Annotated in this window: 22 protein-coding genes; 10 read left to right on the plus strand and 12 right to left on the minus strand. The window is 72.9% G+C overall.

Annotation, left to right across the window (positions count from 1 at the left end; genetic code table 11):
- Positions 1 to 55: 55 nt before the first annotated feature.
- The 3 genes from ACIQCJ_RS28540 to ACIQCJ_RS28550 all read left to right on the plus strand — a co-directional run bounded on the left by ACIQCJ_RS28540 (position 56) and on the right by ACIQCJ_RS28550 (position 3,227).
- Positions 56 to 799 carry a DUF1684 domain-containing protein gene (locus ACIQCJ_RS28540; RefSeq protein WP_391048572.1) on the plus strand — a complete coding sequence of 248 codons (744 nt, stop codon included), beginning with the start codon at positions 56 to 58 and terminating at the stop codon, positions 797 to 799.
- 239 nt (positions 800 to 1,038) lie between these two features.
- Entirely contained in the window at positions 1,039 to 2,064 is a 1,026-nt protein-coding gene (locus ACIQCJ_RS28545) for an alpha-lytic protease prodomain-containing protein (RefSeq protein ID WP_391161321.1), read from the plus strand.
- Positions 2,065 to 2,237: 173 nt separating this feature from the next.
- Positions 2,238 to 3,227, plus strand: a complete 990-nt coding sequence (locus tag ACIQCJ_RS28550) for a helix-turn-helix transcriptional regulator (RefSeq protein ID WP_402712961.1) — start codon at positions 2,238 to 2,240, stop codon at positions 3,225 to 3,227.
- Between the two features lie 7 nt (positions 3,228 to 3,234).
- Here ACIQCJ_RS28550 and ACIQCJ_RS28555 read toward each other — a convergent pair whose 3' ends face one another.
- The 3 genes from ACIQCJ_RS28555 to ACIQCJ_RS28565 form a co-directional block, all read right to left on the minus strand.
- Positions 3,235 to 4,158, minus strand: a complete 924-nt coding sequence (locus ACIQCJ_RS28555) for a transglutaminase family protein (protein WP_402712962.1) — start codon at positions 4,156 to 4,158, stop codon at positions 3,235 to 3,237.
- Positions 4,159 to 4,251: 93 nt separating this feature from the next.
- A complete protein-coding gene (locus ACIQCJ_RS28560) occupies positions 4,252 to 4,719 on the minus strand; it encodes a TIGR03618 family F420-dependent PPOX class oxidoreductase (protein WP_391048563.1) in 468 nt (155 codons plus the stop codon).
- Positions 4,719 to 5,402: an ArsR/SmtB family transcription factor gene (locus tag ACIQCJ_RS28565; protein WP_402712963.1), complete on the minus strand. Its 684-nt coding sequence runs from the start codon at positions 5,400 to 5,402 to the stop codon at positions 4,719 to 4,721. Before ACIQCJ_RS28565 ends, ACIQCJ_RS28560 begins: the two co-directional genes overlap by 1 nt.
- 80 nt (positions 5,403 to 5,482) lie before the next feature.
- Here ACIQCJ_RS28565 and ACIQCJ_RS28570 point away from each other — a divergent pair, with 80 nt between their 5' ends.
- A complete protein-coding gene (locus ACIQCJ_RS28570; RefSeq protein WP_402712964.1) occupies positions 5,483 to 6,874 on the plus strand; it encodes an MFS transporter in 1,392 nt (463 codons plus the stop codon).
- Here the strand turns inward: ACIQCJ_RS28570 and ACIQCJ_RS28575 are convergent.
- The 4 genes from ACIQCJ_RS28575 to ACIQCJ_RS28590 all read right to left on the minus strand — a co-directional run bounded on the left by ACIQCJ_RS28575 (position 6,758) and on the right by ACIQCJ_RS28590 (position 12,944).
- Positions 6,758 to 7,321, minus strand: coding sequence for a 2'-5' RNA ligase family protein (locus ACIQCJ_RS28575; RefSeq protein WP_402712965.1), 564 nt, complete (start codon positions 7,319 to 7,321; stop codon positions 6,758 to 6,760). The two genes, ACIQCJ_RS28570 and ACIQCJ_RS28575, sit on opposite strands and share 117 nt — an antisense overlap.
- A gap of 90 nt (positions 7,322 to 7,411) precedes the next feature.
- Positions 7,412 to 10,705, minus strand: a complete 3,294-nt coding sequence (locus ACIQCJ_RS28580) for an error-prone DNA polymerase (protein WP_402712966.1) — start codon at positions 10,703 to 10,705, stop codon at positions 7,412 to 7,414.
- Positions 10,698 to 12,239, minus strand: coding sequence for a DNA polymerase Y family protein (locus ACIQCJ_RS28585; protein WP_402712967.1), 1,542 nt, complete (start codon positions 12,237 to 12,239; stop codon positions 10,698 to 10,700). The genes ACIQCJ_RS28580 and ACIQCJ_RS28585 overlap by 8 nt, the downstream gene beginning before the upstream one ends.
- Positions 12,240 to 12,245: 6 nt before the next feature.
- A complete protein-coding gene (locus tag ACIQCJ_RS28590) occupies positions 12,246 to 12,944 on the minus strand; it encodes a hypothetical protein (RefSeq protein WP_402712968.1) in 699 nt (232 codons plus the stop codon).
- A 435-nt stretch (positions 12,945 to 13,379) separates the two neighbouring features.
- Between ACIQCJ_RS28590 and ACIQCJ_RS28595 the strand changes: the two genes are divergently transcribed.
- The gene (locus ACIQCJ_RS28595) at positions 13,380 to 14,240 is read left to right on the plus strand and encodes an alpha/beta fold hydrolase (protein WP_355333432.1); all 861 of its coding nucleotides are present in this window, start codon (positions 13,380 to 13,382) and stop codon (positions 14,238 to 14,240) included.
- Here the strand turns inward: ACIQCJ_RS28595 and ACIQCJ_RS28600 are convergent.
- Positions 14,233 to 14,607: a cupin domain-containing protein gene (locus ACIQCJ_RS28600; protein WP_402712969.1), complete on the minus strand. Its 375-nt coding sequence runs from the start codon at positions 14,605 to 14,607 to the stop codon at positions 14,233 to 14,235. The genes ACIQCJ_RS28595 and ACIQCJ_RS28600 overlap by 8 nt on opposite strands.
- A gap of 86 nt (positions 14,608 to 14,693) precedes the next feature.
- Here ACIQCJ_RS28600 and ACIQCJ_RS28605 point away from each other — a divergent pair, with 86 nt between their 5' ends.
- The 4 genes from ACIQCJ_RS28605 (at position 14,694) to ACIQCJ_RS28620 (ending at position 18,395) form a co-directional block, all read left to right on the plus strand.
- The gene (locus ACIQCJ_RS28605) at positions 14,694 to 15,140 is read left to right on the plus strand and encodes a MarR family transcriptional regulator (RefSeq protein WP_355333428.1); all 447 of its coding nucleotides are present in this window, start codon (positions 14,694 to 14,696) and stop codon (positions 15,138 to 15,140) included.
- Between the two features lie 67 nt (positions 15,141 to 15,207).
- Positions 15,208 to 16,860 carry a carboxyl transferase domain-containing protein gene (locus ACIQCJ_RS28610; protein ID WP_402712970.1) on the plus strand — a complete coding sequence of 551 codons (1,653 nt, stop codon included), beginning with the start codon at positions 15,208 to 15,210 and terminating at the stop codon, positions 16,858 to 16,860.
- 36 nt (positions 16,861 to 16,896) lie between these two features.
- Positions 16,897 to 18,027: a methyltransferase domain-containing protein gene (locus ACIQCJ_RS28615; RefSeq protein ID WP_401313528.1), complete on the plus strand. Its 1,131-nt coding sequence runs from the start codon at positions 16,897 to 16,899 to the stop codon at positions 18,025 to 18,027.
- Complete coding sequence (locus ACIQCJ_RS28620; RefSeq protein ID WP_402712971.1) at positions 18,024 to 18,395, plus strand: GntR family transcriptional regulator; 372 nt, start codon at positions 18,024 to 18,026, stop codon at positions 18,393 to 18,395. Before ACIQCJ_RS28615 ends, ACIQCJ_RS28620 begins: the two co-directional genes overlap by 4 nt.
- A 475-nt stretch (positions 18,396 to 18,870) precedes the next feature.
- Here the strand turns inward: ACIQCJ_RS28620 and ACIQCJ_RS28625 are convergent, their stop codons facing one another.
- On the minus strand, positions 18,871 to 20,040 hold the full coding sequence (locus tag ACIQCJ_RS28625; RefSeq protein WP_355333418.1) for a DUF5925 domain-containing protein: 1,170 nt from the start codon (positions 20,038 to 20,040) through the stop codon (positions 18,871 to 18,873).
- A 390-nt stretch (positions 20,041 to 20,430) separates the two neighbouring features.
- Here ACIQCJ_RS28625 and ACIQCJ_RS28630 point away from each other — a divergent pair, with 390 nt between their 5' ends.
- Positions 20,431 to 20,694 carry a hypothetical protein gene (locus tag ACIQCJ_RS28630; protein ID WP_188283793.1) on the plus strand — a complete coding sequence of 88 codons (264 nt, stop codon included), beginning with the start codon at positions 20,431 to 20,433 and terminating at the stop codon, positions 20,692 to 20,694.
- A gap of 277 nt (positions 20,695 to 20,971) precedes the next feature.
- Here the strand turns inward: ACIQCJ_RS28630 and ACIQCJ_RS28635 are convergent, their stop codons facing one another.
- Genes ACIQCJ_RS28635 through hmgA form a run of 3 tightly spaced genes read right to left on the minus strand, consistent with a single transcriptional unit; the run spans position 20,972 to position 24,338 of the window.
- The gene (locus tag ACIQCJ_RS28635) at positions 20,972 to 22,240 is read right to left on the minus strand and encodes a type ISP restriction/modification enzyme (RefSeq protein ID WP_402712972.1); all 1,269 of its coding nucleotides are present in this window, start codon (positions 22,238 to 22,240) and stop codon (positions 20,972 to 20,974) included.
- A 14-nt stretch (positions 22,241 to 22,254) separates the two neighbouring features.
- Entirely contained in the window at positions 22,255 to 23,001 is a 747-nt protein-coding gene (locus ACIQCJ_RS28640; protein WP_355333412.1) for a GntR family transcriptional regulator, read from the minus strand.
- On the minus strand, positions 22,998 to 24,338 hold the full coding sequence (hmgA, locus tag ACIQCJ_RS28645; RefSeq protein ID WP_391161284.1) for a homogentisate 1,2-dioxygenase: 1,341 nt from the start codon (positions 24,336 to 24,338) through the stop codon (positions 22,998 to 23,000). Before hmgA ends, ACIQCJ_RS28640 begins: the two co-directional genes overlap by 4 nt.
- Between the last annotated feature and the right edge of the window lie 26 nt (positions 24,339 to 24,364).

The raw sequence follows: 24,364 nt of genomic DNA on the forward strand, positions 1-24,364 counted from the left end.
CACCGCCGTGCGAGCGCACCCGGCTCGCGCGGCCCGTATGGAAGGCTTGGTCGGCATGAGCGCAGAAACGGTTCTTGCTTGGAAGCGGTGGCACGAGCGGCGGGCCGAGACCGTCGCGGCGCCGTACGGTCCGCTGGCCCTGATCGGTACGTACTGGCTCGACGACGTGGCCGGGGACGGGACGATCCCCGGACTGCCGGGCCGGTGGCGGCAGGACGGCGGGGCGGTGGTGCACGAGGCGGACGGCGTGTCGACCGTGCTGGAGGCCGAGGGCGAGCCGGTGTTCCTGCCGGACGGCAGGAAACTGCTGGCGATCGTCCGCGAGGGCCTGCTCGCCGTACGGGTCTGGGACCCGCGGTCGCCCGCCCGTCTGGCCTTCGCCGGGATCGCGGCCTTCGACCCCGACGAGCGCTGGGTGCTGCCCGCGGTCTTCCGCCCGTTCGAGGCCGACCGCACCGTCCGGGTACCGAACGCGGACGGCCGTGAGCGCGGTCTCGGCCTCGGCGGCGAGTTGGCGTTCACGGTGGACGGGACCGAGCACACGCTCGCCGTGACGGTCGAGGACGACGGCAGGCTGTGGGGCGTCATCGCGGACGCGACCAGCGGAACCAGCACATTCCGGTTCCGTTTCCTGCACGCGCCCGCGCCGGACGCCGACGGTTCGCTGACGCTGGACCTGAACCGTACGACGCTGCCGCCGTGTGCTTTCGCGGACGCCTTCATCTGCCCGTTCCCGCCGCCGGGCAACACCCTGGCCTTCGCGCTGGAAGCGGGGGAGCGGGCAGTTCTCACCAACTGAGACGGCGTCACATCCGGTTGCCCCGGCGGTTTTTGGACCGCCGGGGCAGCGCTGTGTCAGGCGCCGTACGGACATTCGGCCGAACTACCCGGCCGAAAGGCCCCCTTGTGTGTTGCCTGTGGGATCTGAATACTCCTGTGAGTGCTTGTCAGGCGTATGAGGCGTTCGAATATCGGATCGAGTCTGACAGTACACCGACAAATCCCCCCGCAACCTCCCACCCCCACAGGAGGAAACGAGTGAAGACCACCCGGCGCATACAGCTTCTGGCCGTCACCTCCGGCCTGATCGCCGCCACCGCCATCGCACTCCCGTCGGCGAGCGCCACCCCCACCCCCAAGGCCACGCCCGACGCGGCCGCCACCCTCGCGACCCACCTCGGCGCGAACAGCACCGCGGGCACCTACTACGACGCGGCGAGCAAGACCACCGTCGTCAACGTCACCACCCAGGCCGCGGCCGACAGCGTCCGCGCCGCGGGCGCCACCCCGCGCCTGGTCAGCCACAGCGCCGCGCAGCTCGCCAAGGCGGGCGACGCGACCAAGGCGGCCGACGTCGCGGGCACCGCCTGGTCCGTCGACCCGCGCAGCAACACCCTGGAAGTCAGCATCGACAGCCGGGTCACCGCCTCCCAGCTCGACCAGCTCAAGAAGTCCACGGCCGGCTTCGGCGACGCCGTGCGCATCAACCGGGTCGAGGGCACCTTCAACACGCTGCTCTCCGGCGGCGACGCGGTGCAGACCACCCAGTGGCGCTGCTCGGTGGGCTTCAACGTCCGCAGCGGCAGCACGTACTACTTCCTGACCGCGGGTCACTGCACCGAGGGCAAGCCCGCGTACTACACCACCTCCGGCACCTACATCGGCCCGACGACGGGCACCAGCTTCCCGACCAACGACTACGGCATCGTCCGCTACGACTCGACGGTCGCCCATGACGGCACCGTCGGCAGCCAGGACATCACCAGCGCCGCCAACGCCTACGTCGGCGAGTCCGTCACGCGTCGCGGCTCGACCACCGGCATCCACAGCGGCACCGTCCAGGCCCTCAACGCCACCGTCAACTACGGCAACGGCGAGATCGTCTACGGTCTGATCAAGACCAACGTCTGCGCCGAGCCCGGCGACAGCGGCGGCTCCCTCTACGACGGCACCAAGGCCATCGGCCTGACCTCCGGCGGCAGCGGCAACTGCTCCTCCGGCGGGACCACGTACTTCCAGCCCGTCACGGAGGCGCTGAGCGCGTACGGGGTCAGCGTCTACTGAGCCGTCCGCCGAAACCCGCGCGAGTAAGCGAGGCCCGCGCGAGTCGGCGTGAATCGGCCGAGCGGGCGGAAGCCCTGCGGGCAAAGGCACTTCACCCGCTCAACAGCTCCACCGTCCGACGCCCCCACCGCACCCCGCGCGGTGGGGGCGCCGGTTCGTACAGACTGGACGGCATGCTGGAAACCTCGGCGCGGCTGTTGCGCCTGCTCTCGCTGCTCCAGTCACGCCGCGACTGGACGGGGCCCGACCTCGCCGAGCGGCTGGGCGTCACCGCGCGCACGGTCCGCCGTGACGTCGAGCGGCTGCGGGCGCTCGGCTATCCCGTGCACGCGGCGCCCGGCACCGCGGGCGGCTACCGGCTGGGCGCGGGGGCCGCGCTGCCGCCGCTGCTGCTCGACGACGAGGAGGCGGTGGCGGTCGCGCTCTGCCTGCGTACCGGGGCGGGCAGCAGCGTCGAGGGGATCCAGGAGACGTCGGTACGCGCGCTGACCAAGCTGGAGCAGGTGCTGCCGTCCCGGCTGCGGCACCGCGTCCAGGCGATGCAGGCGGTCACCGTACGGCCGCGCGCCGCCGGTCCGACGGTCGGCCAGGAGGTGCTGACCGTGATCGGCGCCGCGTGCCGGGACCGGGAGTTGCTGCGCTTCGACTACCGCGACTACGCGGGCAAGGCCAGCCGCCGGGCCGTGGAACCGTACCGGCTCGTCCACCACGGATGGCGCTGGTACCTGCTCGCCTACGACGTCGACCGCGCGGACTGGCGGACCTTCCGCGTCGACCGGATGGAGCCCAAGCCGCCCACCGGCCCGCGCTTCACGCCCCGCGAACTGCCCGAGGACGCGGCGGAGTACGTGGCCAAGGGCGTCACCTCGCACGCGTACCGCTTCCAGGCGCGCGTGGTGCTGCACGCGCCCGCCTCGACCGTCCGGCAGATCTGGGCGGGTTTCGGAGCGGTCGACCCGCTCGACGCCGACACCTGCGAACTGACCACCGGCTTCGAGTCGTTGGACGCGCTGGCGATGTTCGTCGGCATGCTCGGGGTGGACTTCGAAGTGCGGGAGCCGCCCGAACTCGCCGAGTATCTGCGGGTGGTGGCGGGGCGGCTGACGCGGGCGGCGGACCGCGGGGTGGCCGACGGGACGGAGGCGTCCTCGGGGCCGGGGTGAGCAAGGCTCAGTCGGAAGCGACCGCTTGACGGAGCGTCACACTCCGTTCGCCCAGGTAGGTGGTGTGCGAGCTGACCACCGGCGGCACCCGCAGCGCCTCGTGCTCGCGCGGGAGACGGCGGATTCCGGTGAAGGGGCCGCCCGCGGCGCTGAGTTCGGCGACCGCGTCGAGCAGTGCCACGTCGTCGGCGCCGAGTGCGTCGAACGGCTGGTCCATCGGCGGGTCGGCCAGCCCCCAGCCGTCCCACACCAGCAGTTCGGTGCTGTTGAGCATCGCCAGGTCGAGCAGCAGATTGTGCTGCACGAACCACCACCCTTGCAGACCGAGGAGTTCGACCCCGTACGTCCGCGGGTCCGCCGCGCCCGACCGGCAGTCCTGCCACGCCCGGCCCGCCACCACGAACCGGTCGCGCGGCACGTCGAACGGGTCGAAGTCGATGCCGTGCGCGCTGATCAGCTCGGGCGCGGCCATCTGCGCGTCGACCAGCCGCCAGCTCGCGCGGTCCGCGTCCCAGTATTCGGTGATCCAGTGGTCGTCGTGGAAACCCGGTGTGAAGTACGTGGCGTAGCCGCCGCGGACCCTGGCGGGGACGCCCTTCTCGCGCAGCGCGGAGCACAGCAGCAGCGCGAAGTCCCGGCAGGTACCGGCGAATCGCTCCTCCGGGCGGCGCGGGCGGTCGAGCGGCGCGTCGCACAGGCCGCGCGCCACCGCGAGGATGTCCGCGGCGTAACGGGTCTCCGCCTCGGCGTCCTTGCGGTCGCGCGGCAGCTCGTACCCGAACAGGTGCGTCTCCTCCCGGTGGACGAGCAGACTGCGCACCGTCTCGGCGAGGACCCTCGGGTCGGCGGGCAGCCCGGCGAAGACGTCCGTGCCGCCCGGATCGCTGGCCACGCTCTGCGTCCGGTAGAAATCGAACTCATTTTCGTCCATGAGGGAACTCTGCCGGGAATTCCCGCCGGAATTCAACCTGTTCGGCCGTCCGTCCGTGGCAATCGGTGTCGCGGCGCCGGGCCTCAGGGGGCCTCAGGCCAACGGGCCGCTGGTGGCGCCCTCTTCGCGGCCCCAGCCATAGGCGCGGTCGGCACGCAGCTTGATCACCAGGCGGTGGTCGGCGACCATCGCGGCGCGGTACTCGTCCCAGTCCGGGTGCTCGCCCCGGAGCGCGCGGTACAGGTCGACCAGCTCCTCCACGGTCGCGTCGTGCGGATCGGCGGCCACCGGGGTGAGTTCGGCGTCGCCCTCGGCGACCAGGTACGCGCCGAGGTCGGGCGTGGAGACGTAGAAGCTGGCCCGCGGGTCGCGGCGCAGATTGCGGGTCTTCGCGCGGTCGTCGGTCGCCGAGACGCGGATGGTGCGGGTCGAGTCGTCGTAGTGGAAGGTCACGTTGGACAACTGCGGCCGGCCGTCCCGCTTCAGCGTGACGAGGACGCCGTTGAGCTGCCGCTGGAGGAGGTCGAACAGCGGGTGGGCGGAGGTTTCCTGACGGCTCATCATCGCTCCGGTTCTGATCGTGGGGCTTCGGGGTGGTGGCCGGTGGCCGGTGCGGCCTCGGGCACGGGTGCGGGTGCGTGGTCATGCTGGTGCTGGTGCTGGTGCTGGTGCTCGTCGTGGTCGCGCTCGCGGGCTGGCTCGTGCTTGTGGTCGGGCTGTGCGGGTCCCGGTCCGGCGTCGGGTTCAGTGAGGGGAAACGCCATCACCGTCGCGCCGATTCCGACCGTGCCCGGCGAATGCGGCGCTCGCGCCGCGTCGTGCAGCTCGTCGAAGAGCGCGGCCAGTCGGACACGGAAGGTGTCCCAGACCTCGGGCGCCACCCATAGCTCCGCGTCCGAGGTCACCCCCGCGGCGCCCGGCGCGCGGCGGCCCGCCCGGTCGCGCAGATTGTGGGCCAGTGCCTCGGCGATCAGCAGCGCCCCCTCGTCCCGCTGATCGGAGAGCGGGGAGCCGTGCACCGCGCGGTAACGGCGCTCCCTGCCGCCGCGGTTGGCGCGCACCTCGGCGAGTTCCACCAGGCCGACCGCGTCCAGCCTGCGCAGATGCTGACTGGCCAGGGCGTGCGAGACGCCCAGTTCGCGGGCGAGTTCCGCGGCGGACAGCGGCGCGTTCCAGACCAGGGACACGATGCGCAGCCGCACCGGGTGGGCGAGGGCTCTGAGGAGGGGATCGGTCGCCGTCATGTGCCCATTAGACCGTCCACGGCCGCGGGAAGCGGGCAGGCGGTTGCCGTCGCTGACTCCCAAGCAATATGTTGGGAGTCATGACGGTGCGCAAGGTCCTGGGGGACCGTGACGCGGCGACGTATCTGGGCGGTGTCCTGGTCTCCGGTTTCGGCGACTCGGCGATGCTGCTCGTCGCCGGTATCTGGGTGAAGACGCTGACCGGCTCCAGCAGCCTCGCGGCGGCCGTGACCTTCTGCGTGTGGGCGCCCGCCCTGGCCGGACCCGTGCTCGGCACCCTCGCCGACCGGGTTCGCCGCCGCTCGCTGCTGATCTGGACCAACGCGGCCCTGGCCGTCCTGCTCCCGGTCCTTCTCGCGGTACGGTCCGGCCGCGAGGCATGGCTGCTGTTCGTGGTCCTCGCGGTGGTCGGCGCCGCCTCCGTGCTGTCGGACGCCGCCGAGGCCGGTCTCGTCACCGCCGCCGTCCCCGTCGACCTGCGCGGCGACTTCAACGGCCTGCGGATGACCGTCAACGAGGCCATGAAGCTGCTCGCCCCGCTCGTCGGCGCGGGCCTCTTCCTGCGCTACGGCGGCGGGGCCGTCGCCGTCCTCGACGCCGTCACCTTCGTCCTCGCGGCGGCGGCCTTCGCGATGCTGCGCACCCGTGAACTCCCGCCGGTCCCACCGGCCGAGGGCTGGCGCGAGCAGACCGCGGAGGGCATCCGCTGCCTGCGCGACCACCCCCTGCTGCGCCCGCTGGTGACCGTCGGAGCGGTCGCGATGGTGCTGTCCGGGCTCAGCAGCTCCGCGATCTACGAGATGACCGAGGCCGGGCTGCACCGTCCGCCCGCCTTCGTGGCGGTGCTCTACGTGGTGCAGGGCGCCGGGTCGATCGTCGCCGGAGTGGTCGCGGGCGCGGTCATGCGCTGCCTGCCGGAACGGGTCTTCGCCGCCGTCGGCCTGCTGCTCTTCACCACCGGCGCCGCCCTGCGCGCCGTCCCCTCACTGCCCGTCGTGCTCGTCGCGACCCTCGCCATCGGGGTCGGGCTGCCCTGGGTCATCGTCGCGGCCTTCACCGCCGTCCAGCAGCGCACCGCTCCCGAACTGGTCGGCCGGGTCGCGGCCACCGCGAGCACGGTGATCTTCGGACCCACGGCGCTGGCCGCCGCCCTCGGCGCGGGGCTGGTCGCCCTGGTCGACTTCCGGCTCCAACTCGCCGCCGTCGGGGTCCTCGGGCTGCTGGCCGCGTGGCTTCTGCTGCTGCGTGGCGGGAGCGCGGGTTCGGCGGACGCGGGTTCGGTGAGGGCCGAGGGTTTGGCGGACGCCGGTTCAGCGCAGTGCGTTCCGGCGGACGCCGTTTCAGCGGGCTCTGTTTCAGCGAGCCCCGCCGAGGGGGGCTCCGCCCAGGGGGAACACGGCGTCCTGCGTCCAGCGGACGCCGTCGAAGACCACCAGCCGGACCTCCGCGATCCGCGTCCGCAGCAGCGCTAGCGCCGGGACGCACTCCGCCTCCACCGCGGCGTACACCTCGTCCGACTGCCCCTGCGCGACAGTCAGATGGGGGGCCGGATCATCGAACGCGCCTCCGTACGGCGGGGCTTCCGGCCACCGGGTCGCCACCGCCGCGGTCAGCGCCCGCACGGGTCCTTCGGGCTCGGGCGCCAGCCACAGCAGATCCGGGAACCGCCCGAAGCGGGGGAAGCGCACCTCGAACGGTGCGTGGCCCGCGAAGAGTTCACCCAGCGCAGCCCGCACCCCCGTGTCGATCCGCTCGGCCGGAAGGAACGGATACAGCACCGTGAGGTGCGCGGGCACCCCCTCCGCCGCGGCCGGGTCGTACCGCTCCCGCGCCGCGCCCACCACCTTCTCCGCCTCCGGCACCACAGCCACCAACGCGGTCCTACCCGCCGCGCGCCCCGACGTTCCCTTCTGACCCATACCTGGCATCGTCCCCCGCCCGTCCCTCGCACCGCCACCCAACACCCACCGTCACCCGACACCCACCGTCCCCCAACACCCGTCGCGGTCCTACGCCTTCGGCTCGCCCTCGCCGAGGGGGCGGGCGGTGTGGACGACGAGGTTGGTGACGTCGTGTTCGCGTTCGATGTGGCCGTCGAGCAGGACGGCGGGGGCGTCGAGGATGGTGCGGCGGATGAGGGCCCAGACCGGTGGGGTGATGACGAGGTTGGCCATGGCGGTCTCGTCCTCGACGACGGCGAAGGCCATGCCGTTGGCGGTCGGGGGGCGTTGGAGGTATTTGACGATGCCGCCGACGCGGATGCGGCGCTGTGCGGGCCAGGTGCGGATGGCCTTGGTGGGCTGTGCGCCGAGGTGGTCGAGGTAGGGGCGCAGATGGTGGACGGGGTGCGGTCCCGCGGTGGCGCCGGTGGCGGTGAGGTCGGCCAGGGTGGTCTCGCCCGCGGTCATGGCGGGGAGTTCGGGGGCGTCGGGCAGGGCGTCGAAGCCGGGCAGGACCGGCTGCTGGTGCGCGGTGCGGGCGCCGGAGCGCCAGATCGCGGTGCGGCGGCCGGTGCCCAGGGACGCGAAGGCGCCGGCGGTGGCGAGCTGTTCGAGGAGCCGGGCGCCCAGGCCGCCGCGTCGGGCGACGTCGTCCAGGTCCCGGAACGGCCGCTCGGCGCGGGCCGTGAGGAGGGCCGTGGCGGCGTCCTGCGACAGTCCGCGGACGCTGGTGAGCCCGCGGCGGATCGCCGGGTGTCCGTCGGGGCGCGCGGAGTCGGGTTCGAGGGTGGCGTGCACGCCGGAGGCGTTGATGTCGACGCCCCGGACGGCGATGCCGTGGTGGCGGGCGTCCTGGATGAGGGTCTGGGAGTCGTAGAAGCCCATCGGCAGGTGGGCCATGATCCCGGCGATCAGGGCCGCGGGGTAGTAGTGCTTGATCCAGGCGGACGCGTAGATGATGCCCGCCATGGACTGCGCGTGGGACTCGGGGAAGCCGTAACTGCTCAGCGACGAGATCATGGTGATGATCCGCTCCGCGGCGTCCGGGCCGATCCCGCGCCGCGCCATGCCGGTCAGCAGTCGGTCGCGCAGCCGGGCGACCTTCTCGGTGGCGTGTTTGGCGGCGAGGTCCTTGCGGAGCCGGTCGGCCTCGCCGGGGGTGAACCCGGCGCAGTCGGTGGCGAGCCGGATCGCCTGCTCCTGCCACAACACCACCCCCAGGGACTTCTTCAGCGCCGCTTCGGCCAGCGGGTGGGGGTAGGTGACGGGTTCCTCGCCCGCCCTGCGCCGCAGATACGGGTGCTTGCTCCCGGCCTGGATCGGCCCGGGGCGGATGATCGAGGCGGCGACGGTGAGGTCCTCGAAGCAGGCCGGTTTCAGCTGCGGCAGGGTGCTGATCTGGGCGCGGCTCTCGGCCTGGTAGACCCCTATGGTGTCGGCGCGGGCGATCATCGCGTACACCCGCGGGTCGTCCTGCGGGATCGTCGCCATGTCGAGGTGTACGCCGTGGTGTCCGGCGATCAGGTCACAGGCGGTGTGCAGAGCCGCGAGCATGCCGAGACCCAGCAGATCGATCTTGACCAGATGGGCGGCGGCGACGTCGTCCTTGTCGCCCTGGAGGACGGACCGGCCGGGCATGGTGGCCCATTCGACCGGCATGACCTCGCCGATCGGCTGCGCGGTCAGCACCATGCCGCCGGAGTGCACCCCCAGGTGCCGTGGCAGACCTTTGAGCTGAGCGGCCAGGTCGGTGACGTCGGCGGGGATGTCCGGATCGGCTGTCGTGCCCGTGCCCGTGCCCGTGCTCGTGGCCGTGTTTGTGTCGCTGCTCGCGCCGTCGGGGGTGTGGGGGCGGCCGGGCCGGTGGTGCAGGGACCGGGTCATGGCGTTGACGGCGGCGGCCGGGTAACCGAGCACTCGGGCCGCGTCCCTGACCGCCAGCTTCGGCTGGTAGCTGATGAGGTTGGCGACCTGCGCGGCGTGGTCACGGCCGTAGCGGGTGTAGACGTACTGGATGACCTCTTCGCGGCGGTGGTTCTCGAAGTCGATGTCGATGTCCGGCGGCCCCGACTTCTCCATCGACAGGAACCGTTCGAAGAGCAACCCGTGCTTGAGCGCGTCCACCGCCGTGATGCCCAGGACGTAGCAGACCACGCTGCTGGCGGCGCTGCCCCGGCCCTGGCACCAGATGCCCTGCTCCTGCGAGAAGCGCACGATGTCGTGGACGATCAGGAAGTACCCGGCCATGCCCAGATCGCCGATCACCCCCAGTTCGTGGTCGAGCTGCCGCCACGCGGTCGCCGCCGCCGGATCGTCACGGGCTCCGTAGCGGGCCGCGCAGCCCCGCTCGGCCAGTCGCCGCAGCCAGGAGCTGTCGTCGTGACCGGGCGGTACGGGGAAGCGCGGCAGTTCGGGCCGCAGCTCGGCGAGGTCCAGGACGCACGACTGGCCCAGGGCGATGGTCGATTCGTACGCTCCGGGGTAGCGGGCCAGCCGCTCCTCCATCTCCGCCCCGGTCCGCAGGTGCGCGGTCGGCGCGGCCATCAGATACCCGGTGGCCTGGTCGAGGGTCTCGATCCGTCGCAGTGCGGTGAGGGCCTGGGCGAGCCGGGCCTGCGCGGGCGCGGCGTAGTGGACGGCGTTGGTGGCGACCACGGGGGTGCCGGTGCGGTGAGCGGCCACCACCAAGGCGTCGGCGCGCACGCTGTCGACGGGAAGATTCCAGTCGATGAGTTCCGCGTGCACGCTGCCGCTGCCGAACACCTCGCCGAGCCGGTCGAGGTGGAAGGCGAGCTGTCCGATCTCCGTACCGTCCTCGCCCGCGTCGGCGGGCGGGCAGCCGGTCAGGACCGCCCAGTCGCCGCCGGCGGCGGCGCGGGCGAGCACGTCGAGGTCGTACACCGGACGGCCTTTGGACCCGGCGAGCTGGGCCGCGGTGATCGCCGCGGACAGGCGGTGGAACCCGTCGAGGTTCCGGGCGAGGACGACGGGGTGCCCGAGCCCGTGAGCGGTGAGGGTGAGTTCGGCGCCGAACACGGTCCGCAGCCCGGTACCGCGGGCGGCCTCGGCAACCCGCCGGGCCCCGTACAGCCCGTCCCGGTCGGTGAGCGCCAGCACCTCGATGCCGAGCCGCATGGCCTCCGTGACCAGCGCCCCCGGATCACTGGCCCCTTGGAGGAACGACAGCGAGCTGTGCACATGCAGCTCCGCCCACGGCAACCGGCTCCGCTCTTCCCGGTATTCGGTGTGTGCCGCGTGTGCCGGGTCCGCCGGGTCCGCCGCGTGCGCCGGATTCGCTGGGCGCGCCGTGCGCGGAGCGGCGGCGGGCAGGCGCAGCAGACGACCGGTGCGGCGGTCAGCCATAGTGGGCCTCGGCCCACCACCGGCCCGCGGAGATCTGCAACAGCCATGCCCCGCCCGCGGCGGTGGTGATCTGCATCCGGGCGATCCGCCGCGCACGGTCCCGGTCCCACCACTGTTCCAGCGCGGGCCACGGCGCACTCCACGCGGTCACTTCCAGCACGCCGGGGAGCCCGTCCACGGTCAGCCGGACCGGAGGCGCGGAGACCGCCAGCCGTCCTGAGACGCCCACCACCTGCCCGGCGCCGTCCAGCAACCGGGCGGGCAGCAGCGGCTGGTACACCGTGGCCGGGTGCGGGGCGGGCAGCCTGCCGGGCCACGGCCCGCCACCGGCCGGGGGCGTGGCGATGTCGCCGACCGGGACCTTGCGGACCCGGTCGGCCGGGCCGCGGCCCCCGGTCAACTCCACCCGCGTGACCGCCCGGTGCCCGAGCAGCGCCTGCACCTGACCGGCCGCACGCTCCAGATCGTCCAGCGTGGCGCCCCCGCCGAACAGCACCGTCTGACGGCCGGTGGCCGCGCTGAGCTGCCGGGGCCGCAGCACCAGCTCCACCACTCCGACCGCGCCCCCGGCCCCGTCGGCGGCCGGGGTGAGATCCCCGGCATCGGTCCACGCCTGCACCTGCCAGCGCACCCGCTCCGCGACCGCCAACGACGACAGTCGTCCCTCGTGCCGCCACGCCCGCCGCAACTTGCGGCCGTCGGCCAGGCCCACCTCCACCTCCACTCGTGCTCCGACGACGCCCGCCGACGTCAGCCGCTCCTGCAACCGTTCGGCCAGTGCCTTCCCCGCGAACGCCAACGGCTCGGTGCGTTCCTCGGCAGGGTCGAAGCCCCACCGCACCGCGTGGTCGGGCTCCGCGCCCGAGGCGTTCAGAAGCCGCGGCTCACGCCCGGACGCGGTGCGGTGCGCCGCCGCCCCGTCGGCGCCGAAGCGGGCCGACACCTGGTCCGAGGGCAGCGCCGCGAAACCGCCCAGCGTGCCGATCCCGAGCCTGACCAGCAGTTCGGCCAGCCGGGGCCGACCGAGCACGCCCACCGGATAGGGGGCGAGTAAACCGGCCGTCTCCCCGGCCGGAACCAGGACCCCGGACCGGGCGCGGGCCGCCAGCGCCGCGGCGAAGGTCGTATCCGCGGCCCCGCTCTGCACGGGGTGGCCGAGCCGGGAGAGCGCCGCGGCGACCCGCGCGGCCAGCTCCGCCTCGCCGCCCCAGTACCGCGCGGGACCGCGGGCCGGGGCGGCCACCATGCCCGGACGGATCACCTCCAGCCGCGGCATCACCTCCGCCTCCAACCGGCGTACCACCGGCTCGAACCCGCGCGTCTCGGCCGCCTGATCCCGTTCGGCGACCCGCAGCCCGGGGCAGCGGGACTGCGCCTGCCGCACCCGCATCCCCCGGCGTACCCCGGCCGCCCGCGCCGCGGCCGAACACGCCACCACCCGTCCGTCCCCCGACACGACCGCCACCGGCTCGCCGTCCGGCAGCCCCGTGGTGATCAGCGGCCAGTCCGGGACCCACGACACCAGCACTCGCACGCCCGCTCACCCCACCACGCGCAGCGCCCGGCCCCGGCCCGGCGCGGCCCCGGCCCGCACCTGATCCGCGGGCGGAGCGACCGGTTCGGGCTCCGCCACGGGCATCGCCATCCCGGTCGGGCCGGGCAGCAACAGCTCCGCCCGGCGCGGGGCACCGCCCGCGGCGCCGCGCCCGGACACCTCCACCACCACGCGGCGATGACGCAGCACACCGTGGCCCGCACCGAGCCCGTCCCACCGCGCCTCGGTCACCCGCAGCCGCAGATCGGCGCCGTCCCACGGACCGGCCACGAGCAACACGGCGCCGTGGGCCCGTACCTGTCCTGCCACCCGTCGCACCACTCGCCCCGGCGCCGACCCCGGCGCGCCGAGCAGGATCACCGGCACCGTCGACACCAGCAACGACACCACCTGAGCCCACCGGCCCCCCGGCGCGTCCACCCACAGGCCCGCCCCGGCGTCCAGCCCCGCGTCCCGCGCGGCCAGCGCCCCCAAGGACGGCAGCCCCACCACGGCCCAGCCGACCCCGGGACGCCGTCCCACCGCCTGCGCCGCCAACGCCAGCAGCAGCCCCTTGTCCCCGCCGACAGCGGTCACCGTGCCCGCCCGCAGCCGCCCTTCGGGCAGCAGCGGACCCCACACGGACCCCGGTCCGGCGACCGTCCCGTGTCCCGCCCGACCGTCTGCCGCCAGCACTGCACCCATGCCCCCGACATTCGCACGCACGTTCGAACAAGGCAAGTCGGCACACCACCATCACCGCACGTGAGGGGTGTCGTACGGTCGATACGCATGTCCTCTGCATCCGCTCGACCGCGGCCGCTCGGCCCGCCCCTGATCGCCCGGGCGGGGGCGGTCGCGACGCCGTTCTCGGCCCGCTCGGCCGTCGTCACTCCGGTGGCCGACGTCCGCCCGCCGCCTGCCGTACTCGCGGACGCCGGTGGAGGCCGTCACTTCCGCTGAGATGCCGTGGAGGGTCGTGGGTTTTGTGACCGGCGGATAACGACGCGCCGACTTTTTACTCACGCGTAACTAGCCGCCCGTACTTACTCGCGCGTAATTTAACGGGTGTTCAGCAACCTCGTGATCCGGATCACAGGGCCTGCGTGTGTCCATTTTCCCGAACTGCGAGGAGATCACATGAGGCTGCCCTGGCGACGGCTCTTGGCCGCGCTTTCGCTGGCTGCCGCGATGGTTGTGGCGCCCGCTGCCACCGCCTCCGCATCTGCCAACTCGGCACCGTCAAGCGGGTGGAACAACTTCTCCTGCCGCCCCTCGGCCCAACACCCCCGTCCTGTCGTCCTGGTCCACGGCACCTTCGGCAACGGCACCGACAACTGGCTCGCCTTCGCCCCCTACCTGGTGCAGCGCGGCTACTGCGTCTACTCGTTCGACTACGGGATGCTGCCCGGCGTGCCGTTGATCGGCGGCCTCGGTCCGATCGCGGACTCGGCGCAGCAGCTCTCCGACTTCACCGACCGGGTGCTCGCCGCCTCCGGCACCTCCAAGGTCGACATCGTCGGGCACTCGCAGGGCGGCATGATGCCGCGTTACTACCTGCGCTTCCTCGGCGGCGCGGCGAAGGTGAACGCCCTGGTCGCACTGGCCCCCGACAACCACGGGACCACGCTCGACGGACTCACCAAGCTGCTCCCGTACTTCCCCGGCGCGGCCGACGCGCTCCACGGGATCACCCCCGGACTCGCCGACCAGGTGGCCGGATCGCCCTTCCAGCAGCACCTGAACGCGGGCGGCGACACCGTGCCCGGCGTGCACTACACGGTGATCTCGACCATCTACGACGAGGTCGTCACGCCGTATACGACCCAGGCGCTGTCCGGGCCCGACGTTCACAACGTCGTGCTCCAGAACCTGTGCCCGGTCGACGTGTCCGAGCATGTGGCCATCGGCCTGACCGACCGCATCGCCTTCCACGAGGCGGCGAACGCGCTCGATCCGGCGCACGCGACCCCGACCACCTGCCTGTCGGCGTTCAGTTAGCCCATGGCGGTGATATGCGCGAGCCGTCGGCCAGCGTGGCTTGCAGGCCGATGCTTGTGGTGACCCACAAGGTGGCCGGCTCCTCCGTGCGGTTGGACAGACCTATGGAGGAGCCGGGCCGTGCGATGGCGGCATCTCCCGGTGTCAGGGAGCGCGTCTCCCCGTCGACGGACAGCTCCACCGACCCGGACAGGGCCAGGAACACCTCCTCGCGAGTGATGGTGTGCGGAGGTCCCGACGTCCCGGCCGGGACCTCGCTGCGCCAGGCGCACAGTTCCTCGCTGCCGAGTGCGGGCGCCGCGTAGGACACGAAGCGCACCCCGTGGATCTCATGTGCGACGGCGTCGGCCGCGGTGATGAAAGGCATGACAACCTCCGGTTTTAGGCAAGTAGCTTGCGTAATCTCCTTGCCTATATGTTCAAGCAGCTTGCGCACTGTGTCAAGGTGTTCCTGTGAAGAATTCCGATGCCATGAGCCTGAGCGCGGCGCTCCTCGCCGCCACCGGCTCGCTCGTCGAGGACATCCACAACGGCGTCGTGGCCCTCGGCTACACCGACCTGCGCCCCACGCACGGCTTTGTCTTCTCCCGGCTGGCCCCGTCCGGCGCGACCGTCACCGAGATCGCCGAACACCTCGGCGTCACTCGCCAGGCGGCCAGTCAGATCGTGGACGAGCTGGAGCGCAAGGGGTACGTCGAACGCCGCCCGCACCCCGACGACGCGCGGGCCCGGCTGGTCGTGCTCACCCCGCAGGGGTGGCGGTGCACCCGCGCCGCCGAGGAGTCCGCCGCGGAAGCCGTCCAGCCCTGGATCGAACTCCTCGGCGAGGAGCGGCTGCTCGCGCTGCGCGACGAACTGGTCCGCCTCGCGCCCACCGGCCCCATCCGTCCGAGCTGGTAGCGCGGCACGCGGCCGACCGCCGGAGGAGAACGCGGCCCGGCCGCACCGGCCGTGGCAGGGTGGCGCCATGAGCGATCCAGACCGCCGGCCCACTGCCCTCCGGATCATCGGGACCGTCCTCGACCCCGGCACCTGGCGCCGCTGGGACGAACCGGTGACCGTGGCCGACCTGCCCGAAGCGGGCGACTACCGGGCGGATCTGCTCGCCGCCCGCGCCCGTACCGGCCTGGACGAGTCGGTGGTGACGGGGGAGGGGCGGATCCGGGGGCGCCGAGTGGCGCTGATGGCAGGGGAGTTCGGCTTCCTCGGCGGGTCCATCGGAGTCGCCGCGGGCACCCGGCTGGTCACGGCGGTCGAACGCGCCACCCGCGAACGGCTCCCGCTGCTGGCCACGCCCGCCTCCGGCGGCACCCGCATGCAGGAAGGAACCATCGCCTTCCTCCAGATGGTCAAGGTCACCGCCGCCATCGCCGACCACAAAGCCGCCGGACTCCCTTACCTGGTCCACCTGCGGCACCCCACGACCGGCGGGGTGCTCGCGTCCTGGGGATCGCTCGGCCATGTCACCTCGGCGGAACCCGGCGCGCTCATCGGCTTCCTGGGACCACGGGTGCACCAGGCGCTCTACGGCGAGGAGTTCCCCGCCGGAGTGCAGACCTCCGAGAATCTGCTCGCCCACGGTCTGATCGACGCGGTGCTGCCCGCGGGCGCGCTCGCCGCGGCGGCGGCCACGGCGCTCGACGTGCTCTGCGGCGAGCAGGGCCCGCTCTCGCACCGGCCCCTGACCGCGCCCCGGCACGTGCCCGCGCCTCCGTCCGTGTCCACGCCCGCGCCCGTATCTCCGCCCGCACTCCTATCTCCGCCCACGCCCGCAGGGCAGGAAGAGAGAGGACAAGGAGAGGACACGCCGCTACCCGTGGACGCGTCGCTTCCCACGAGCGCGTCACTTCCCGCCGACACCGCCGACTCGCTGCGCCGCAGCCGCCGACCCGAACGCCCCGGACTGCACGACCTGTTGGCCCGTGCCACCGATGTGACACCGCTGAGCGGCACCGGCGCGGGAGAGCGCGACCCCGGTCTGCTGCTGGCACTCGCCCGCTTCGGACCCTCGCCGTGCGTGGTGCTCGGCCACGACCGCCGCCCCGCGGAATCCGGACCCGCGCCGCTGGGACCCGCCGGACTGCGCGAGGCACGGCGCGGGATGCGGATCGCCGCCGAACTCGGCCTGCCTCTCCTCACCGTTGTCGACACGGCGGGCGCCGCGCTCTCCCGCGAGGCGGAGGAAGGCGGTCTCGCCGCCGAGATCGCCCGCAGCCTCGCCGACCTCGTCACGCTCCCCGCGCCCACGCTGTGCCTGCTCCTCGGCCAAGGGGCGGGCGGCGGCGCGCTCGCTCTGCTGCCCGCCGATCAGGTGCTCGTCGCCCGGCACGCCTGGCTGTCCCCGCTCCCGCCCGAAGGCGCCTCCGCGATCCTCCACCGCACGACGGACCGCGCCGTCGAACTCGCCGAACAGCAGGGCATCGGCTCGGCCGCGCTGCTCGCCCACGGCATCGCGGACGCCGTCGTCCCGGAGGACCCGGACGCCGCCGACGACCCGGACGCCTTCCTCACTCGTCTCGCCCACGTCCTCGGCGCGCGTCTCGCGGACCTCCGCGCGATGGACCCCGAGCGGCGAACAGCCGCCCGCAGAGCGCGTTATCGCAGGCTGGGCGGGGTCTGAGGGGCCATTGTCAGTGGTGGGTGGCAGGCTTTTCCCATGAGCACCGAGACGGACAACCGCGACTTCTGGGACGGCGAAGCCGACCGCTTCGACGACGAGCCCGACCACGGCCTGCGCGACCCGAAGGTCAGGGACGCCTGGGCCATACGGCTGCGCTCGTGGCTGCCCGGGACGCCGTCCGACGTGCTCGACCTCGGCTGCGGCACGGGAAGCCTCGCGTTGCTCGCGGCCGAGGCGGGACACCGGATCACCGCTGTCGACTCATCGACAAAGATGGTCGCGCGGGCCGAGGAGAAGCTGACGGGTACGGGGGCGCGGGTGCTGGTCGGCGACGCCGCCCGGCCGCCGGTCGGCCCCGCCGGATTCGATGTCGTCCTCGTCCGGCACGTGCTGTGGACCCTGCCGGATCCGGCGGCCGTACTGCGGCACTGGGTGGGGTTGTTGCGGCCGGGCGGCAGGCTCGTACTGGTCGAAGGACGCTGGGGCGCGATCAGCCCGGTCGGCATCGGGGCCGCGGAACTCGTCGAGCTGACCGCACCGCTCGGCGGCCGACTGGTGATCGAACAGCTCGGGCACGATGCCGCGTTGTGGGGCCGTGAGGTCGAGGACGAGCGGTACGCGGCGGTGCTCCGGCCGCCCGCGCCCCAACGGCACAAGGAGATCGTCGACGTCCATCTGCTGCTGCTCCGCGGCGACGAGGTGCTGCTCGCCCGCCGCTCGGGCACCGGCTACGCGGACGGTCTGCTGAACGCGCCGTCCGGACACCTGGAGGACGGCGAGGACGTCAGAAGCGGCATGATCCGCGAGGCCCGCGAGGAGATCGGCATCGAGTTGGCGTCGGAGGAGCTGGCGGTCGCCCTGGTCATGCAGCACCGCGCACCGGACGGCGCGGCCAGGATCGGCTGGTTCTTCACGGCCGAATACGGCAGCGGCGGCGAGCCCGTCAACCGCGAGCCCGACAAGTGCTCCGAGCTGGGCTGGTACCCGCTGGACGCCCTGCCCGACGACATGGTCGCGTACTGCCGAGCGGGCATCGACGCCTACCGGGGCGGGCAGCCGTTCCTGCTCCACCTGCACGAGAGCGGGGACCCGATCGCCCACGACCCGGCCGGCAGCGGCCGAGCGGTGCCGCTGCCGCCGTCCGCTGTGCCAGGATCCCGGATATGAGCCTGAAGATCACCGTAGACGCGGACGCGGCCACCGCCCCGTACGAGCAACTGCGCGGGCAGATCGCGGAAGAGGCCCGCGAGGGACGCCTTCCGGTCGGCTACAAGCTGCCCACCGTACGGGGACTCGCCGAGCAGTTGGGGCTTGCGGCCAACACGGTCGCCAAGGCGTACCGCGCGCTGGAGGCCGACGGGGTGATCGAGACCCGCGGCAGGCACGGCACCTACATCGCCGCAGCCGACGCCCGCGCACGGGAAGTGGCCGCCGCGGCGGCGGAGTACGTGGCACGCACGCGCCGCCTCGGGCTCGACCGGGACGCCGCGCGGGCCGCGGTGGACGAGGCGCTGCGCGCCGTCGACGAGGCCTAGAGCCCCGGACCCCGGAGGTTCTCGCTCTCGGAGGGGCGCCAGCGTGGCAGGTCGGCGGCCGGGGGGCCGGGCGGGCGTGACCAGGTGGTGGGGGAGCCGTCGTAGTGGATCGGCGGGAGTGCGTAACGGAGTCGGCCCATGGGGGAGTCGGCTTCGGCGAGACGGGGGAGTGATCGCGATGGTCCGCAGGTGGTGGAGGATCGGTCGCCGGGATGCCGGTACGGACGGCCACGGCGAGATCGCCCGCCGCGTACACCGTCTGCTCGGAGCGTTCGCCGGGCGCTGCCGCGAGTTCCTCCGCCACTCGGGCCACGAGGGCGTCGGTGCTGTCGGAGTCATGACAACAGCGGACGTCTGCAAGGCGGCGTCCGGTACTCGCGCGTCTCCTCGTGCGTCTTCTCACCCGCGGGCCGCGCGGTTCCCGGACGCCTCATCGGCCTTGGCGGCGTCCGGGGCGGGGAAACCGCCGGAGCTGCTAGAGGTAGAGGCCGTCCGACGCCTGGGCGGGGACGGGCAGGGCGGCCGTGCTGCCGCGGCGGAGCGCGTACAGCTCGGCGAGGGTGGCGCCTTCGCGGCCGATGCCCTCGGGAGTGCCCAGCCAGTTGACGGCCTCGTCACGGGTCAGCGGGCCGACCTCGATCCTGGCCAGGCAGCGGCCCGGCCGGACCACCGCGGGGTGCAGGCGTTCCAGATCCTCGTTGGTGGTGATGCCGACCAGCACATTGCGGCCTTGGCCCAGCAGCCCGTCCGTGAGATTGAGCAGCCGGGACAGCGCCTGGCCGGTCTGGTGCTTGGCCTGCCCCCGGATCAGCTCGTCGCAGTCCTCCAGCAGCAGGAGCCGCCAGCGACCGCCCGCCGTGCCGTCGTCCTCGCCGATGGCGATGTCCATCAGATAGCCGACGTCGTTGAAGAGCCGCTCGGGGTCGAGCACGCAGTCGACCTGGCACCAGTCGCGCCAGGACCGGGCCAGAGTGCGCAGCGCCGAGGTCTTGCCGGTGCCGGGCGGGCCGTGGAGCAGCAGCAGGCGGCCGGTGATGTCGTCGGCCGTGAGCTTCATCAGGCCGTCCATCGAGTCGGCGACCGGCGCGGTGTAGTTCCCGCGCAGCTCCTCCCACGTGGCGGCGGAGATCTGCCGGGTGGTGCGGTGCGGTCCGCGGCGCGGCGAGACGTACCAGAAGCCCATGGTGACGTTCTCGGGCTGCGGCTCCGGCTCGTCCTCGGCGTCGTCGACGGAGGACTTCAGCACCTGCTCGGCCAGTTCGTCCGTGACGGCGGCCACGGTGACGTCGGCGCCCCGGTTCCAGCGGGAGATGAGGACGGTCCAGCCGTCGCCCTCGGCGAGGGTGGCGCTGCGGTCCTTGTCGCGGGCCTGGCGCAATACCACCGCGTCCGGCGGCAGCAGTGTGAGGCCGGACTTCACATTCTCCAGCGAGGCGCCGCGCGAGAACGGCTGCTCGCCCGAGGTGAACCGGCCCAGGAAGAGGGCGTCCACGACATCGGACGGGGAGTCGCTGTCGTCCAGTCGCAGATGGACGGGGAGCGCCTGGTGCGGGGCGGTGGCGGCGGTCGGCTTGGCGGCCGGTCCCTTGCCGGTTCCGGTGGTGGGCGGCACTTGCCTCCTCGGTTCACTGGGTGTCGCGGACATGCGGCCCATGATCCGGCACGCGGGCCCGATTCGCCCAGTCTTTTTCCATGCCGGGCCTCCCACCACGCCGTTGGTGGATTCATACCGTCTTGTCAGTTTTTGGCGAGCGAGGTGCCGGGCGGCTTGAACTTCTCGTACAAGCGTACGTCCACGCTCGTGGGTGTCCCCGGCGGGGCGGCGGGGGAGACCCACAGGAACGGCACTGTTGCCAGGTCACAGCGGTCGCCGCCGATCGGGCGGCCGAGCTGGGCACATGCCCTTGGAATGTCAACGCCCTTGAGGAGAAGGTGAATACGGCGTCGCGAATGAGTCCAGGATGCGCACGTGACGTGGCGGGGCGATAGGGTTAGCCTGCCCGAGCCGGGTGCCCTCGTAAGGGTGGGGAGAGTAATGGAACAGATAGCGATGCACAGCAGGCCACGAGTGCCTGCCATCAACTGCGGTACAGGCGCGTCCAGTGCGCGCCTCGACCGGCACCTCGCGATACTGGCCGGGCCTGCCCTGCCCCAGCGCGACACAGAGGAAGCGACTGTGCTGATGCAGGAGCTGACCTCGCGCAACACCGTGCACACCAAGGCCAACCGCGGTGCGAGGGTGTCGCTCTTCGCGCCGCTGCGACGGCTGCGGAGATCGCTGTTCGGCAACCGAGGCTGAGTCCGCTCCGCCCTCTCCCAGGACTCGGACTCCCAGGTCCCGCCGTCCCCTGACCTCGGTCGGGGCCGCGGACCGGCCAGGTGCTCGGATCGTCCGGCGGCCACACCGTCCCGGCTCGGCGCTGCTTCGCGCGGCGCTTCGGTGTGTGCCCGCCGCGGCCGTCCCTCCCCACCGGACGGTCCGCCGCGACACCAGGTCGCGCGGACACCCTGCACCCGGCCGCAGCAGGACCGCTTACGGCAAGGTCGTTCACGGCACGGCTGGTCACAACGGCTGGTCACAGCAGGGCGAACTGCCCGTCCGGCCCTTCCTCGTGGTGTTCCAGCACGGAGGCGGGCCTGCGCCTGGCGGCGGGCACCGGCAGTACGCCGCCGGCCCGCAGTTCGGCCGTCGTGACCGTCTCGCCGCGCACCGCCAGGCGGCGCGCCAGACCCTCGCGGTCCGCGCGCAGACCGGCCAGCAGTGTCAGCACACTGATCAGTTCCAGCAGTTCCGACGTGGTGGCCCGTGTCCACGCGGCGGGTCGCAGCGCCTCCAGGGTCCCCGGCGCACCCGGCGCCGTACGCCGCTCGAACCACGCCTCGATCACCCGCACCCCACCCGCGGTGACCTCCCAGGCGGCCGGTGAGACCGGCGAGATCCGGCCGTCACCGATCAGCAGCGCCCGCTCGTCCGGGTCGTACGACAACTCCCCGGCGGCCGGGGCGTCCGGCAGCGGCGAGCGGACGTAAGGGCGGCTTCCTCCGGGCAGCCGGAGCCGACCGGCGTCGCGTCCCTCGGCGGCATCGGCGAACCGCGCCCCGTGGGTCTGGAGCCACAGCGTCCGGCGCCCGAGCGCCAGCCCCTCCTGCCAGAGCGCGGGATCACGGGGCAGCGGTACGAGGGCGCCGCCGGGGCCCGGCCGCGCCGCCGCGCCGATCCAGGCCAGCACGTCCGCGGCGGCGACCTCGGTGCCCAGCCGCGCGGAGAGCAGGGCGGTCAGCCCCGGCGCGATGTTGGGGTCCCGGCCGCCCGGCTGCCGGAACAGCGGCCGTATCCAGCCCGGCCGCCCGGCAGGGGAGCGCCCGTCGGGCAGCAGCGCGCAGAACACCACGGCGGGCTCCGGCGCCCCGGACTCCGCCACCGACGCGGCCCGCGCCTGATACGCCTGTTCCAGTGCGAAGACCTGCCGGTCGTCGGCCGTCCGCCATATCTCGGCCCGCGCCACGTCGATCAGCCGGTGGTCGGGTATCAGCCACTGCCGGTCGTACGGGCCGTGCTGCACCCGCACCGGCTCGGGGCAGCGACCGGTCTCGCCGGCCAGCGCGGTGGTCGGGGTGCGGTGGCCCGGCAACTGCGCGACGGGCGTGTGCAGATTCCTGGCCCGCGTCGGATGCAGCAGCGCCGACCGGGCGTCCTGGTCCGCGGTGCCGGTGAACAGCGCCCACCGGGCATGCAGACAGGAAGGCTCCGCGGCCATCGGCCAGCCGCGGCCGATCCGCAACGGGCGTACGGACCACGGCATCACGTCGTGCAGCAAAGGCGCGTCATTGCTCACCGCACGCATGCTACTGACGACCCTCAGGGCGCCTCCATCGTCACCGTGAACGAGAAGCGGTCACCCCGGTAATGGATGCGCACCACGTCCACCGCCCGGCCCGACTCGTCGTAGGTCACCCCGGTGTAGTGCAATATCGGGCTCAGCAGCGGCACTTGCAGCAGCCGCGCCGTCTCGGGGTCGGCCAGCCGCGCCTCCACGGTGTCGGTGATCCGGCTGATCCGCACGCCGAGCACGTCCCGCAGCACCTTCGTCATCGGCCACCGCTCCAGGTCGGCGAGGTCGATCCGGGCGCCGAGTTCCGGACGTACGAAATTCTCCGCCCAGTTGGTGGGCTCACCGCTCTCGTCGCAGCGCAGCCTGCGGTAGGCCATGGCCCGGTCGAGGTCGGGGAAGTGCTCGGCGGCCCCCGGCGGCAGCGGCTCGGAACCGTAGCGCAGCACCGCCGTACGGCCGCCGGACTGCTGCGCCACGATCGCGTCCACCGAGCCGAGCAGCTTCACCGGCGCCCCGCGCAGCGCCGTCGGCTCGATGAAGGTGCCACGCCTGCGGTGCCGGCTGATCAGGCCCTCGTCCTCCAGCTCCTTGAGCGCCTGCCGCATGGTGAGGACACTCACCCCGTAGTGCCCGGCCAGCTCGTCCTCGGTGGGCAGCCGCAGCGGGGCCTGCGCGTGGCGGCCCAGTATCGAGGCGCGCAACGACTGCGAGACCTGGTACCACAGCGGCAGCTTGCGGTTCAGGACGAGGGAGTCGGGGGCGAAGGACGTCACGGCCGGAAGTTTCTCGCAAGCCCCTCCCACACCCGGTCGTAGCCCCCCTGCCGGTGCTCCCCGTTCAGCGCGAACTCGGTGGGCACGACCGGCCAACGGGTCTCGAACATGAACGCCAGCCCGTCGTCCACGCGCTGCGGCGCCAGTTCGGCGGCGCTCGCCTTGTCGAAGGTGGCCCGGTCAGGTCCGTGCGCCGACATCATGTTGTGCAGCGAGGCGCCGCCGGGCACGAAGCCCTCGGCCTTGGCGTCGTACGCCCCCTCGATCAGGCCCATGAACTCGGTCATCACATTGCGGTGGAAGTACGGCGGCCTGAAGGTGTCCTCGCCGACCAGCCAGCGGGGGGCGAAGACCACGAAGTCCGCGCCCGCGAGCCCCGGCGTGTCCGAGGGCGAGGTGAGCACCGTGAAGATCGACGGGTCGGGGTGGTCGTAGCTGAGCGACCCCAGCACGTTGAAGCGGTGCAGGTCGTACACGTACGGCACATGGCTGCCGTGCCAGGCGACCACGTCGAGCGGCGAGTGGTCGTAGACCGCGGCCCAGAGATTGCCGCCGAATTTGTTGACCACCTCCGTCTGCTCGTCCCGGTCCTCGTAGGCGGCGACCGGGGCGCGGAAGTCCCGCGCGTTGGCCAGTCCGTTCGCACCGATCGGGCCCAACTCCGGGAGCTGGAAGGGCTGGCCGTAGTTCTCGCAGACGTAGCCGCTCGCCGTGCCGTCCGGCAGCTCGACGCGGAAGCGGACGCCGCGCGGGATCAGCGCGACCTCGCCCGGATCGGCGCGGATCAGCCCCAACTCGGTCCGCAGCAGCAGGGCGCCCCGCTGCGGCACGATCAGGAACTCGCCGTCCGAGGAGGAGAACACCCGGTTGTGCATCGAGAGGTTGGCCGCGTACCAGTGGATGCCGATGCCCTCACGGCGCAGCACATCGCCGTTGCCCCCGACCGTGACCAGGCCGGTCACGAAATCCGTCGGCTCCTGCGGCATCGGCAGCGGGCCCCAGCGCAGCCGGTTGGGGTCGGGCTCCACGTCCAGGAACGGGGCGCTGCGCACCTGGCCGTTGGGGACGCGGCGGAAGGGCGGATGGGCGGCCGAGGGCCGGATCCGGTAGAGCCAGCTCCGTCGGTTGCGGGCGCGCGGCTCGGTGAACGCGGTGCCGCTGAGCTGTTCCGCGTAGAGCCCGAAGGGGGCGCGCTGCGGTGAGTTGCGCCCCTCCGGGAGCGCGCCCGCCACGGCTTCGCTGCTGTGCTCGTTGCCGAAGCCCGAGGAGTACGGCAGGTCCTTGCCGTCCTCGGCGTCGGCGCCGCCCGGCCCGTTCACGGCGTTCGTGGCGTTCATGGTCTGCTCCCGGTGGGGTCTCGTCC

This window comes from Streptomyces sp. NPDC093221 (assembly GCF_044753885.1).
GTDB lineage: Bacteria > Actinomycetota > Actinomycetes > Streptomycetales > Streptomycetaceae > Actinacidiphila.